The 13,703-nt window shown below is 68.2% G+C and carries 10 protein-coding genes; 2 read left to right on the forward strand and 8 right to left on the reverse strand.

From position 1 onward, the window contains the following. Positions 1-32: 32 nt before the first annotated feature. The 5 genes from treY to glmS all read right to left on the reverse strand — a co-directional run bounded on the left by treY (position 33) and on the right by glmS (position 8,664). Positions 33-2,357, reverse strand: coding sequence for a malto-oligosyltrehalose synthase (treY, locus tag AC1D1W_RS11870; RefSeq protein WP_476943778.1), 2,325 nt, complete (start codon positions 2,355-2,357; stop codon positions 33-35). Beyond that, a complete protein-coding gene (gene glgX, locus AC1D1W_RS11875; protein WP_476943779.1) occupies positions 2,354-4,720 on the reverse strand; it encodes a glycogen debranching protein GlgX in 2,367 nt (788 codons plus the stop codon). The genes treY and glgX overlap by 4 nt, the downstream gene beginning before the upstream one ends. A gap of 92 nt (positions 4,721-4,812) precedes the next feature. Then, positions 4,813-6,351 carry an NAD(P)H-hydrate epimerase gene (locus AC1D1W_RS11880; protein WP_476943780.1) on the reverse strand — a complete coding sequence of 513 codons (1,539 nt, stop codon included), beginning with the start codon at positions 6,349-6,351 and terminating at the stop codon, positions 4,813-4,815. Positions 6,352-6,419: 68 nt separating this feature from the next. After that, positions 6,420-6,767, reverse strand: a complete 348-nt coding sequence (locus AC1D1W_RS11885) for a holo-ACP synthase (protein WP_018773713.1) — start codon at positions 6,765-6,767, stop codon at positions 6,420-6,422. Positions 6,768-6,771: 4 nt separating this feature from the next. Beyond that, entirely contained in the window at positions 6,772-8,664 is a 1,893-nt protein-coding gene (gene glmS / locus AC1D1W_RS11890) for a glutamine--fructose-6-phosphate transaminase (isomerizing) (protein WP_243181058.1), read from the reverse strand. 145 nt (positions 8,665-8,809) lie between these two features. On the opposite strand from glmS, the gene coaA reads away from it, so the two are divergent. Continuing rightward, positions 8,810-9,775 carry a type I pantothenate kinase gene (coaA, locus tag AC1D1W_RS11895; protein ID WP_243181059.1) on the forward strand — a complete coding sequence of 322 codons (966 nt, stop codon included), beginning with the start codon at positions 8,810-8,812 and terminating at the stop codon, positions 9,773-9,775. A gap of 5 nt (positions 9,776-9,780) precedes the next feature. Next, positions 9,781-10,734: a M15 family metallopeptidase gene (locus AC1D1W_RS11900; protein WP_243181060.1), complete on the forward strand. Its 954-nt coding sequence runs from the start codon at positions 9,781-9,783 to the stop codon at positions 10,732-10,734. A 175-nt stretch (positions 10,735-10,909) separates the two neighbouring features. On the opposite strand, the gene glmM is transcribed toward AC1D1W_RS11900, so the two are convergent. From glmM to AC1D1W_RS11915, 3 genes are all read right to left on the reverse strand, one after another. Then, positions 10,910-12,271, reverse strand: coding sequence for a phosphoglucosamine mutase (gene glmM, locus AC1D1W_RS11905; protein ID WP_243181061.1), 1,362 nt, complete (start codon positions 12,269-12,271; stop codon positions 10,910-10,912). A gap of 95 nt (positions 12,272-12,366) precedes the next feature. Next, positions 12,367-12,504, reverse strand: a complete 138-nt coding sequence (locus AC1D1W_RS11910) for a hypothetical protein (RefSeq protein ID WP_243181062.1) — start codon at positions 12,502-12,504, stop codon at positions 12,367-12,369. Between the two features lie 381 nt (positions 12,505-12,885). Continuing rightward, positions 12,886-13,575 carry a hypothetical protein gene (locus tag AC1D1W_RS11915; protein WP_476943781.1) on the reverse strand — a complete coding sequence of 230 codons (690 nt, stop codon included), beginning with the start codon at positions 13,573-13,575 and terminating at the stop codon, positions 12,886-12,888. Positions 13,576-13,703 lie beyond the last annotated feature (128 nt).

The following is a 13,703-nucleotide window of genomic DNA, read 5'->3' on the forward strand; positions in this document are numbered from 1 at the left end:
TGTCGGTACTATTCCCCATATCGAAGGACTGCTTAGGCGGTGGGCACCAGGAGGGCCACGGGGTAGTCCCGCAGGATCTCCCCCACGGCCACGGTGCCCGGACCGTGTGTGGCACCGGTCAGTTCATCGGCCATGGCCGCGGCGAGCTCGACGGTCGTGTCCTGCCAGCCGCCGCGCTGCTCCAGGCCGCGGGGCAGCCGGGTGGCGAGCGTCAGCGCGCCCGGGGCTGCGGGAGTCCCGCGGTCAAAGGCGAGCAGGTGCGCTGCGGCGGTGCCCGTGGCGGTGACCGGGGTGTACCCGGTGAAAAGTTCCGGCCTGTCCCGGCGCAGCCGCAGGGCCCGCGAGGTGACGAGGAGTTTCGCTGCCTCGTCCAGGAACGACGCCGGATGCTCACCGGCGTCGAGCGCGGCGAGGGCGCGCCGGCGGGCACCGAAGTCGAACGGCCGCCGGTTGTCCGGATCGGTCAGCGAGCGGTCCCAGAATTCGGTGCCCTGGTAGACGTCCGGCACCCCGGGCATGGTGAGCTGCACGAGCTTGGCGCCCAGGGCATTGGCGGCCCCGTAGGGCTCCAGCAGGGCCACGAGGGATTCCAGCTCGGCGGTCACCTCCGGGGTGTCGAAGGCGGCGTCGACGGCGGCTGCAAGTTTCGTCTCGAAGGCCTCGTCCGGATCGATCCAGTTGGTCGAGTTCCCGGCCTCCCGGGCGGCTTTTTGCGCGTAGGACTGCAGCCGGTCGCGGTCTGCGGGCCAGACGCCTGCGACGGCCTGCCACAGCAAGTTGGCCAGCGGGCCGTCCGGCAGCGGCGACAGTGTCTGCAGCCGCTGCAGGGATGCCTGCCATTCCGGTGCGAGTTCGGCCAGGACCGAGATCCGGGCCCGGGTGTCCTCGCTGCGCTTGGTGTCGTGGGTGCTGAGGGTGGTCATGGACAACGGCAGCTCGGCCTGGCGCCGGGCCATCCGGGTGTGGAATTCCTCCGGTGCCACGGCGAACTCGGTGGGGTCGGCGCCGACTTCGGTCAGGGTGCCCAGCCGGGTGTAGCGGAAGAACGCGGTGTCTTCCACGCCCTTGGCCATGACCATCCCGGAGGTCTGCTGGAAGCGCATGCCGAGTTCTGCCTGCGCGTCGAGCAGCAGCGGCAGCAGCACGCCGACGGCGCCTTCCAGTTCGGGGCGGCGGCGGACCGCGAGTTCGCATGCCTCTTTAAGGACGTCCGCACCCTCCGGAAGATAGCTGCGGTAGACCGGGAATGCGGCGATGATCTCGGACAGTGCGTCCGCCGCGGCTTCCTGGCCCAGTCCTGCCGCGGCAGGTACCAGCCGTGCCAGCCGGAGCATTTCCGAGTGCAGGATTCCGTCTGTGATCCGGCGTTTGGTGCCGCGGATCATGTCCTCGTAGTCGGCAGCGCCGCCGCGCAGTTCGGCGTCGAGCGCGTCAAGCGGGCCCTGGCCCGCGGCGTCGACGAACACCCGGTCCACGTCCGCGAGGGCGTCGTAGCCGGTGGTGCCCTCGCACTCGAAGCCGGCGGGCAGGGCCTCGCCCGGTTCCAGGATCTTCTCGATCAGCAGGTAGCTGCCGCCGGCGGCCTCCCGCAGCCGGTGCAGGTATCCCTCCGGATCGGCGAGGCCGTCCGGGTGGTCGATCCGCAGCCCGTCGACGAGCCCTTCCCGGAACCAGCGCACAACTTCCGCGTGGGCTTCATCGAAGACCTCGGGGATCTCCACCCGGATCCCGGCCAGGCTGTTGACGGCAAAGAACCGGCGGTAGTTCAGGTCCGTGTCGGCCCGGCGCCAGCCGATCAGTTCGTAGTGCTGACGGTCGTGGACCTCGCGGGGATCGTCGGCAGTGGAGTCACCTGCGGTATACGTGCCCTCTGCGAGCGGAAAGCGGTGGTCGTAGTAGTGCAGTTCCCCGTCCTTGATTTCCAGCGCGTCGAGGTCGGAGTCGTCCCCCAGCACCGGGATCCGCACCCGGCCGCCGCCGAAGTCCCAGTCGACGTCGAATGCCTGCGCGTAGCGGGACTGCTGTCCCTCCTTCAGGAGCGACCACCACCACGGGTTCTGGGCCGGGGTCGCGACGCCGACGTGGTTGGGCACGATGTCGACCAGCACGCCCATGCCGGCCTCCCGCGCGGCGGCCGACGCCGCCAGCAGGCCGTCCGCGCCGCCCCGGTCCGGATCAATGGCGGAGGGATCGGTGACGTCGTAGCCGTGGTCCGAGCCACGCTCTGCCGTGAGGATCGGCGAGAGGTAGATCCAGTCCACGCCCAGCGACTTCAGGTACGGCACGGTCTGCGCGGCGTCCTGCAGCGTAAACCCGGGCCGGATCTGCAGCCGGTACGTCGAGACGGGGGTTCTCATTTAGCCCGGCCCTTCGGCGTCTTCGGCTTGTCGGCCCCCGCCTTTTTCGAGCCGGAGGCTTTCGCGGAGCCCTTGGAGGCCCCGGTTGCCGGGGCCTCCGGAGCCGGAGCCGGCTCGGCCGCGGCCGCCGGAGCTTCCGGTGCCGGGGCCGCCGGAGCTTCCGGTGCCGGGGCCGCAGAACCGGCACCCGTAGAGTCCTCGTGCTCGGCCATCGCGGCGAGGGAGGCTGCCGCGGAGTAGTCCACTTCCACCTCGGGGCCGGAGTGGGCCCGGAGCACCACCATCGACTTTGCCGCCAGCTTCAGCACGGACCCGGCTTTCAGCGGCGCCTCAGTGTCCGCCTGGTCCGCGGTGTCCACCAGCACGTCCCAGAACCGTGAGTACTCCTCGGCCGGCAGGGCGAAGTCCACGTCGTCGTCGTGGGCGTTGAAGCCGAGCAGGAAACTGTCGTCGGTGATCCGGCGTCCGCGGGAGTCCTGTTCCTGGATGCCGTGGCCGTTGTAGAACACACCGATGGTCCGGCCGAAGCCGCTGCCCCAGTCCTCCGGGAGCATTCCGGTGCCGTCGGTCTTCAGCCAGACGATGTCCGGCAGTTTCTCGCCCTCACCGCGGACCACCGGGCGGCCGTCGAAGAAGCGGCTGCGCCGGAACGTCGGGTGGTCGTGCCGGATCTTGTTGACGACGGCGGTGAACTCCACCAGCGGCTGGTCCATCGCGTCCCAGTGGATCCAGCTCAGCTCGGAGTCCTGGCAGTAGGTGTTGTTGTTGCCCTGCTGGGTGCGGCCGAGCTCGTCGCCGTGCAGGAGCATCGGGACGCCCTGCGAGAGCAGCAGGGTGGCGATGAAGTTGCGCTGCTGGCGGGCCCGAAGGGTCAGGACGTGGTCGTTGTCCGTGTCCCCTTCCTCGCCGCAGTTCCAGGAGCGGTTGTGGGATTCGCCGTCGTTGTTGCCTTCGCCGTTGGCGTCGTTGTGCTTCTCGTTGTAGGACACGAGGTCGCGCATGGTAAAGCCGTCGTGCGCCGTGACGAAGTTGATCGAGGCCACCGGGCGCCGGGCGGAGCTTTCGTAGAGGTCCGCGGAACCGGTCAGGCGGGAGGCGAATTCGCCCAGGGTCGAGGGCTCGCCGCGCCAGAAGTCGCGGACCGTGTCGCGGTATTTGCCGTTCCACTCGGTCCACTGGGGCGGGAAGTTGCCCACCTGRTAGCCGCCSGGGCCGATGTCCCACGGCTCGSCGATCAGCTTGACCTGGGAGACGATCGGGTCCTGCTGGATGAGTTCGAAGAAGGTGGACAGCTTGTCCACGTCGTAGAACTCGCGGGCCAGGGTGGAGGCGAGGTCGAAGCGGAAGCCGTCGACGTGCATTTCCGTCACCCAGTAGCGCAGGGAGTCCATCAGTAGCTGAAGGGAGTGCGGGTGCCGGACATTGAGGGAGTTACCGGTGCCGGTGTAGTCCATGTAGTGCTTCAGGTCGCCGTCCACCAGCCGGTAGTAGGCCTGGTTGTCGATGCCCTTGAAGGACAGCGTGGGGCCGAGGTGGTTGCCTTCAGCGGTGTGGTTGTACACCACGTCCAGGATCACCTCGATGCCGGCCTTGTGCAGCTCGCGGACCATGGCCTTGAATTCCTGCACCTGGTGCCCGACGTCGCCGGAGGAACTGTAGGTGTTTTGCGGCGCGAAGAAGCCGATCGTGTTGTAGCCCCAGTAGTTGTTGAGGCCCTTCTCCTCGAGCGTGCCGTCGTTGACGAACTGGTGGACGGGCATGAGCTCGATCGCGGTGACGCCGAGCTTCTTCAGGTGCTCAATCACGGCCGGGTGCGACACGCCGGCGTAGGTGCCGCGCTGCTCTTCGGGAATTTCCGGGTGGAGCTCGGTCAGGCCCTTGACGTGCGCCTCGTAGATGACCGACTGGTGGTAGGGGATCCGCAGCTGGCGGTCGCCGTCCCACTCGAAGAACGGGTTGATGACGACGCCGTGCATGGTGTGCGGGGCCGAGTCGCTGTCATTGCGCGAGTCGGGGTCGCCGAATTCGTAGGTGAAGAGCGCCGGGTCCCAGTCGATCTGGCCCTGGACGGCCTTGGCGTAGGGGTCCATCAGCAGCTTGTTCGGGTTGAAGCGGTTGCCGTGTTCGGGTTCGTACGGGCCGTGGACCCGGTAGCCGTACTTCTGTCCGGGCTGGACCTGCGGCAGGTAGCAGTGCCACACGTAGCCGTCCACTTCGGTCAGTTCGATCCGGGTCTCGGTGAGGTCGTCGGCGAGGAGGCACAGTTCCACCCGCTCGGCGCGCTCGCTGAACAGGGCAAAATTGGTGCCAGTGCCGTCAAAAGTGGCTCCCAGCGGGTAAGCCGATCCGGGCCAGACTTCCATGTGTACTCCTCGTGCGGAACGAATATTCTCTAGACAGACTACTTGTAAGTAGGGTTAGTATTTGCCCGGGCGCCCGGGGCGCCCCCGTTTTGTTACAGCTCCCGCATCACCTCCGGGACGGCACGCGCGATGGCCGTTGCTGTCACCGGCCCCCCGCGGGAAGCCCGGACTCCGGCAAGACCGTGGATGCTGGCTGCCATCGCCGCGATCGCCGCCCATCTGGCATCGGGGTCGATGTCATATGCACCGAAGCGCCCGACGTCGGCGCCCAACTGGGCCAGCAGTGCGCCGATGACTCCGGCCAGGACGTCGCCGCTGCCTGCCGTGGCGAGCCAGGGCGTGCCTTCGGACTGGCTGTAGAAGTCCTGGAAGGGGGAGGCCACAAGGGTCGTGGCGCCCTTGAGCAGCACGGTGGCTTCGGTCAGGCCCGCAGCCCGCCGCACTGCGCTGAGGGTGGATGCTTCGACGGCGGAGCGGTCCAACACAACCCCGAGGCGCTGAAGCAATGCCGACAGTTCGCCCGCGTGGGGTGTCAGGATCACTTGCGGGGCCAGCACATCAGGCAGGGCCGGCAGCGCGCCGGCGTCGGCGATCGTCGGCAGGCCCGAGTCTGCGGCGTCGCGGGCGCGCTGCAGCTGCTCCTCATCGGAGTCATCCAGTCCGGAGCCGACGAGCCAGGCCTGAACGTGCGTGTCGGCCACGGCGCCGGCGCTGCACACCACCTCGGGGCAGGAACGGCGGATCAGGTCGGCGACGTCCGGCGGCCCCAGGTAACGCACCATTCCGACGCCGGCTGCCAGGGCGCCCTGGCAGGCCAGCACCGCGGCGCCGGGATAAGCGCCGGAGCCCGCGACCACCCCCAGCACCCCCCGGGAGTACTTGTGCGCCCGCCGCTGCGGGCGTGGCAGGAGGGCGGACAGGTCTGCGGCCTCAAGCCGTCGCAGGGACGGCCATGGCAGCGCCTGCTCGATTCCGATCGGGACCACCCGGATGGCGCCCGCGAAGTCCGCGCCCGGGTCCGCCAGCAGGCCGGCCTTGGCGGCCCCAAAAGTCACCGTCATGTCGGCCGCCAGCACCGTCGCGTGCGCCTCCCCCGTGTCCGCGTCTACCCCGCTGGGGATATCGCAGGCCACCACCAAGGGGGAACGGGAGCCAGGCCGGGAACGTTCCAGGGCCGCGACCAGTTCGGCGGCCGGTCCGCGCRGCCCGCCCTGGGCTCCGGTCCCGAGGACTGCGTCGATCACGACGTCGGTGCCGCCGGCCAGCGCGGCGAGTTCGGCCGCGTTGTCCCCGGTGAGGGCCACGGCCTGCCCGCCGGCCTTCCGGAACGCCGCCAGCCCGGCGTCGTGGGCCGCACCCGCGGTGAGCACCGCCGTCGTGCGCATGCCGCGGCGGGCGAGCAGCGCGGCGGCGAAGAGCCCGTCTCCGCCGTTGTTGCCCTTGCCCGCCAGCACGGCCACGCTGGAGCCGTACAGCCGCTGCCCGCGGCTCCGCAGTTCGCGGATCACGGCGTTGGCGAGGCCGTACGCGGCCCGCTGCATAAGAACAGCGCCCGCACCGGAGCCCAGGGTGTCGTCGAGAAATGGCTTTTCGGCCTCACGCACTTGGGTTCCGGTGTAGGCGCTGATCATGGTTTCAGTCCATTCGCGGTCGCTGGGGAATGCTCGGCGCTGGGGCCGGTTCTGCCTGGACGGCCGTCTCAGCCTTCGGCGACAACCGTCGCGGTGGCGATCCCGCCGTCGTGGCTCATGGACAAGTGCCAGCGCTTGACGCCCTTGGACTCCGCCACGGCCAGTACGGTGCCTTTGACCTGGACGGTGGGGCCGTTCTGGTCCAGCCCAATCCAGCAGTCCTGCCAGTTCATGCCGGCCGGCGCCCCCAGCACTTTGGCCACGGCCTCCTTCGCGGCAAACCGCGCGGCGAGGGACCGCGTGTTCAGTTCCCGCTCGGCGGGGACGAACAGCCTGTCGCGCAGCCCGGGGGTGCGTTCGAGCTGGCGCCCGAACCGCTCAATGTCTACGACGTCTACGCCTATGCCAACAATCATGGCGTTATTCTACGGTCACGCTCTTGGCCAGGTTGCGTGGCTGGTCCACGTCGTAACCCTTGGCCGAGGCGAGTGCGAGGGCGAAGATCTGCAGCGGCACCGTTGCGAGCAGCGGCGCCAGGAGCGTCGGGGTCTCCGGGATGTAGAAGACGTGTTCGGCGTACGCCTTGACGGCCTCGTCGCCTTCTTCGGCGATCACGATCGTCTTGGCGCCGCGGGCACGGACTTCCTGGATGTTGGAGACCACCTTGGAGTGCAGCGAGTCGCGGCCGCGCGGGGACGGGACCACCACGAAGACGGGCTGGCCTTCCTCGATCAGCGCGATCGGGCCGTGCTTGAGTTCTCCGGCGGCGAAGCCCTCGGCGTGGATGTACGCGAGCTCCTTGAGCTTGAGCGCGCCCTCCATCGCCACCGGGAAACCGACGTGGCGGCCCAGGAACAGCACGGACTTGGCGTCAGCCATGGACTGGCCGAGTTCCTTGATCTGGGCCTCGTTGTCGAGGATGCGCTGGATCTTGGCCGGGATCTTGCCCAGGTCGGCCAGGATGTCCTTGATCTCGCCCTGGAACTTGTTGCCGCGCAGCTGTGCCAAATAAAGGCCCAGCAGGTAGGCGGCCGTGATCTGGGCCAGGAACGCCTTGGTCGAGGCCACGGCGATTTCGGGTCCGGCGTGCGTGTAGAGCACGGCGTCCGATTCGCGCGGGATGGTGGAGCCGTTGGTGTTGCAGATGGAGACGGTCTTGGCGCCCTGTTCCTTGGCGTAGCGGACCGCCATGAGGGTGTCCATGGTCTCGCCGGACTGGGAGATGGAGACAATCAGCGTGTTCTCGTCCACGATCGGATCCCGGTAGCGGAATTCGTGCGAGAGCTCGACCTCGGTGGGAATCCGGCACCAGTGCTCAATGGCGTATTTCGCCACCTGCCCGGCGTAGGCGGAGGTGCCACACGCGAGGACGATGATCTTGTTGACGTTCTTGAGCAGCTGCGGGTCCACGCGGAGCTCGTCAAGCGTCAGCTTGCCGTGGATGTCCGAGCGGCCCAGCAGCGTCTGGAGCACGGCATCCGGCTGGTCGTGGATTTCCTTTTCCATGAAGGACGGGAAGCCGCCCTTTTCCGCCGAGGCCGGGTCCCAGTCGACCTGGTATTCCTTGCCCTCGGCGGGGGCTCCGTAGAAGTCCGTGATTTCCACGGAGTCGGCGGTGATCGTGACGATCTGGTCCTGGCCGAGTTCCACGGCGCGCCGGGTGTAGTCGATGAAGCCGGAGACGTCGGAGCCGAGGAAGTTCTCGCCTTCGCCGAGGCCGACGACGAGCGGGGAGTTCCGGCGGGCGGCGACCACAACGTCGGGCTGGTCGGCGTGGACGGCGAGGAGCGTGAAAGCGCCTTCGAGCCGCTGGCAGGCAAGCTGCATGGCCAGGGTCAGGCCGCCGTTGCTGGCGTCGCCGCCGAGCTGGTTCCGGTACACATCCCCGAGCAGGGCGGCCGCCACTTCCGTGTCGGTCTCGGATTCGAAGGTGACGCCCTTGCGCTGGAGCTCGAGCTTGAGCTCGGCGAAGTTCTCGATGATGCCGTTGTGGATCAGGGCCAGCTTGCCGCCGTCGGCCAGGTGCGGGTGCGCGTTCTGGTCCGTCGGGCCGCCGTGCGTCGCCCAGCGCGTGTGGCCAATTCCCGTGAGGGATTCCGGCAGCGGGCGGGCGTCCAGCTCCGCAATGAGGTTGCTCAGTTTGCCGGACTTCTTCCTGGAAGAAATCGTGCCGTCGGCCACTACAGCGATACCCGCGGAGTCGTAGCCGCGGTACTCCAGGCGCCGCAATCCTTCAAGGACAACGTCCAAGGCATCGTGTCCCGCATTTACCCGGCCATCTGAGTGGCCCACATATCCAACGATTCCACACATGGTCATAAGCCTAGCGGGTTTCCGGGAGGGAGGACGTGGGACGGCGGGGCGTGACGGCCCCTGCGCGGGGCTCAGGACGGCCGGCCCCGGCTTCCACCGGCCAGTCCATTTCGCTCTCGGCGTTGTGAAGGGCAGAATCTCTAGGGTGACTTTGCAACGCAATGAAGCGAACGGGGAAGGTGTCTCCCCGTTCGTGGAGCTGGACCGGCAGACCTGGTCCCGGCTCGCTGCCCAGATGGAGCAGCCCCTTAATGAAGAGGATGTGTTCCGCCTTCGCGGCCTCGGGGACCCCCTTGACATCAAGGAAGTGCGCGAGGTCTACCTGCCGCTGTCCCGGCTCCTGCACCTTTATGTGGAAGCCGCGGGCCAGCTTCACTCTGCCACCACCACCTTCCTCGGCGAAAGCACCCAGCGCACGCCGTTCGTGATCGGCGTGGCCGGTTCGGTGGCCGTGGGCAAGTCCACCATTGCCCGCGTCCTGCGCGAAATGCTCCGGCGCTGGCCCGGCACCCCCAATGTGGAGCTCATCACCACGGACGGATTCCTCTACCCGCTCGCCGAGCTCAAGCGCCGGCAATTACTAGAGCGCAAGGGTTTTCCGGAGTCCTACGACCGCCGTGCCCTGCTGCGCTTCGTGAGCGAGATCAAGGGCGGCGCCGAGGAGGTCCGGGCCCCCTGGTATTCCCACGTCACCTATGACATCGTCCCCGGCAAGGAAGTGGTGGTGCGCCGCCCGGACGTGCTGATAGTCGAGGGGCTGAATGTCCTGGCTCCGGCCCGGGCGCGGCAGGACGGCAGGCAGGGCCTGGCCCTGAGCGACTTCTTCGATTTCTCCATCTACGTCGACGCGAAGACCTCGTATATCGAGGAGTGGTACGTGGACCGGTTCCGCAAACTGCGGAGCACGGCGTTCGCCCAGCCGGAATCGTACTTCCACCGTTACGCAACCCTCTCCGATGCCGAGGCCGAAGAGACCGCCCGTGAGATCTGGAAGCGCATCAACGAGCCCAACCTCGAGGAAAACGTCCTCCCCACCCGGGGCCGCGCGCAACTGGTCCTGACCAAGGACGCCGACCACTCCATCCGCCGGATGCTGCTGAGGAAGGTCTAGCACAGATGTGCTACGACGACGCTGACGGGACGGCGGGACGGCGGGAGGCCGGCCCGGAATCGCCGAGCCGCCGGGCCTTCAGCCGCCTCCTGCTGGCGGGCACGGGCCTCGCGGCGCTGTCCGCCTGCACCCCGGCCCAGTCCTTCACGCCTTCCGGCACGCCGGGGCCGACGCCGGGCACAGGCACTGGCAGTTCGACGCCGACCGCCGCCGCCGCGGCGTCGACCCCGCCGCCAAGCTCATCGTCGGCGCCCGTTCCGGAAAGCACCACTGCGGCGGCGCAGGCGCCGTCGGCGGCGTCGCCTGTCCCGCCGTCGGCCGCTGCTCGCCCTCCATCGGCYGCGGCGCCGGGGCCGCAACATTCCCTCTCGGACCCCACCAGCCCGTGGGTGATCGTCAACAAGCACCGCCCGCTCTCCCCCGCCACCTTTGTGCCGCCCGATCTGGCCCGCCCGGCCGTCCGTTTGGCGACGTCGGGCGAGGCGGCGCTGGTGAACGGCACGACGGCGGCAGCGGCTGAGAGGATGTTCGCGGCAGCGGCTGCCGACGGCGTCATCATCACCCTGGCCAGCGGGTACCGTTCGTTCGCGACGCAGCGGGCAACCTACGGCAGCTACGTGAATTCCCGCGGTCAGGCGGAGGCTGACACCGCATCGGCCCGGCCCGGCTACTCAGAGCACCAGACGGGCTGGGCGTTCGACATCGGCGACGGCAGCGGGGCGGACTCTTTCACGCCCCAGTTCAAGGACCGCCCGGCGGCGATCTGGGCCAAGGCGAATGCCCACCGCTTCGGCTTCGTGGTCCGCTACCCGTGGATGCTGCACGAAATCACCGGGTATTTCTATGAGCCATGGCATCTGCGCTTCATCGGCAAGGAGGCGGCCGCGGACATGCGCGCCCGCGGCATCGGCACGCTCGAGGAATACTTCGGCGTGGAAGCCGCCCCGGCGTACTTGTAGGCGGCGCCGGGCTACCCGTGGGGCGGCGTCGGTCCGCGCGGATTTTCCCATCTTTGCCACCACGACGCCGGTACACGCCGGCGCAACCGGCCCACACGCCGTCGGACGCGGACATAGGTGGGGAAACCCAGCTTCGCCGGACACAGCGATTCGCGGACGGAACCGGCTTGGCCGACTATTCGGGGACGAGCTCCAAAGCCAGTTCGGTCCGGACCACCTGGGCCAGTCGCTCCGCGACACCCTGGGCGGTTTTGTGGTCTGCGGCCTCCACCATCACGCGCACCACCGGCTCGGTGCCCGAGGGGCGCAGCAGGACGCGTCCGGTGTCGCCGAGTTCGGTTTCGGCGGCGGATACCGCCTGCGCCACCACCGCATCGCCCTTGACCCGGGTACGGTCCACGCCCTTGACGTTGATGAGGACCTGGGGCAGCTTGGTCATCACCGTTGACAGCTCCTTGAGCGGGCGGCCGGTGAGTGCCACCTGGGCGGCAATCTGCAGTCCGGTCAGTACGCCGTCGCCGGTGGTGGCGTGTTCGGCAAAAATTACGTGCCCGGACTGCTCGCCGCCAAGGCTGTAGCCGCCGTTGCGCATTTCCTCGAGGACGTAGCGGTCCCCCACACCGGTTTCGCGCAGGCTGATCCCGGCGTCGCGCAGGGCGATCTTCAGGCCGAGGTTGCTCATGACGGTGGCCACGAGGACATCGTTCCTAAGCTTTCCGGCGCCCTTGAGGGCCACGGCCAGGATGGCCATGATCTGGTCGCCGTCCACCTCGTTGCCTTCGTGGTCCACGGCGAGGCAGCGGTCGGCGTCGCCGTCGTGCGCGATGCCGAGGTCCGCCCCGTGGTCCAGGACGGCCCGCTTGAGCGGGCCGAGGTGCGTGGAGCCGACCCCTTCGTTGATGTTGAGCCCGTCCGGCTCGGCGCCAATGACGATCACGTTGGCGCCGGCGTCCTTGAACACCTGCGGGGAGCAGCCGCTGGCCGCGCCGTGGGCGCAGTCGAGGACGACCTTCAAGCCGTCCAGGCGGTGCGGAAGCGTGCCGAGCAGGTGCACGATGTAGCGGTCCTCGGCGTCGGAGAAGCGCTGGATCCGTCCCACCTCACCGCCGACGGGCCGGAAGGGCTCCTTGCCGAGCTGCACTTCGATGGCATCCTCGACGTCGTCGGGCAGCTTCTGGCCGCCGCGGGCGAAGAACTTGATGCCGTTGTCCGGCGCGGGGTTGTGCGAGGCGGAGATCATCACGCCGAAGTCGGCGTTGAGGTCCGCCACGAGGTAGGCGGCGGCCGGGGTGGGCAGCACGCCGGCGTCGTAGACGTCGATTCCCGAGCTGGAGAGCCCCGCTTCCACGGCAGCCGCGAGGAACTCACCGCTGGCCCGCGGGTCCCGTGCCACCACGGCAATCGGCCGCTTCCCGGTCGTGTTGCGGTCATGGCCAAGTACGACGGCGGCGGCCTGGGCCAGCTGCAAGGCGAGCTCGGCGGTCAGCAACCCGTTCGCCAGGCCCCGGACTCCATCGGTTCCAAATAATCTAGACATCGGACCAAGTTTAGTCGATGGCTGGCCGTACGCGGTGGGGCGCCCGTGGCGATCATTTTTCTCCGCGATCGTCCCGGCCACACGCCATCGTTTGGTCAGCGCCAGGGTGGCGGGTTGTCCGCGATGATCTCCGGGGTGAGGAGCATGCCTCCGAAGTCGGCGCGCGCCTTCGCGAGTGTTGCCGGGTCGGGGTCGATGTTGGCGTAGCAGGGCTCCAGGTCTTTGGCCCGCACGAGTGCTTTCCCCCGCCGAGAGGTTCGATGATCCAGTCGGACAGGTCGTTCGCTTGCGCCAGATGGGCGTCGGTGAGGAGCTGGAGTCCGTGCGCGTCGGCGATGTACTGCGCATCCAGGTGCCTGTTGTAGCGGATCTGGTATTCGTTCACGTACGGCAGTGGCGGTCTGACGACGGCAAGCTCGCTCCAGGTGCTGGTGAGGGGATTGGTGTACTGCGCAAACGCCAGACCGGTGTCCCCGGGGAACGCGACCGTCGCCCGGGTGACTTGCGCAAGCCGGTTCTTCCAGGAGGCCGTGTCATCCATGACCCATAGCATGCCCGGCCCAGGGTGCCAAGCGACGCCCAGGCCAACCGGCGCGGCTCCGACCGCAGATACGTCACACCAGCCTGTCCGAATTTCGCGGCAGCGGCCGCCATCGCCGGACCCACGTCGGGGTTCTGCGTAGGGTCTGGTGAATGTTGCGCAGCAGGTACACGTCCGCACCGCTGAACCGGCCCCACGCCGTAGCGGCATCTGCCACCTTCGCCGTCACGGCGGCCGGGACATGCCAGCCACGCTGCTGTTCGTCTGTCTCCGGCAGGGCCAGGTCAATGGTCTGGTAAGACACGGACGCCGTCAGCTGCCGCGGCAGCTCGACTTCGCCGCTCAACCAGTCCGGGAAAAACGCCTCCGGCGCGACCGTGACCCGCCCGGACATCCCGAGTGCCGGCAAATGCCGGGCGAAGGCATCCAGCCAGGCGCGCACGCCCTCCTCCGGTCCGGTCCTGCTCATAAGCGCCACCGGTCCGGCGTCCGAGTCCGAGACGCCCTCGGTGAAGACAGCGTCGCCCCACCCGGCGTCCTCGACTTCCTGGTTCGCGACCTGAACCGCGACGTCGACGGCATCAAAGACGTCCTTGGAACCGCTGGGCCGAAACTGAAGCCACAACTCCTCGTACTGGGCCTTCCGCCAGGTCCTCGATAACGCGCCCCACACAACCTCGACGCCGGGCTCCGGCATACGATCCCCCTCGTTCACGCGGTGCAACTGCTCTTCGGCGAAGATACCCCATTCCTCTGCCAACATTCGGGGGACTCAACCCGGCCCGGGCCGACCCACATTCGACTGAAAGATCGGTCGACTACTTGGTTTTGAGGTTTCTTGTACTCTATTTTCCCCAAACACCTACTGCCTTTTCCAGGATGCGTTTAGGC

Source organism: Arthrobacter sp. P1_B4, from assembly GCF_056406555.1.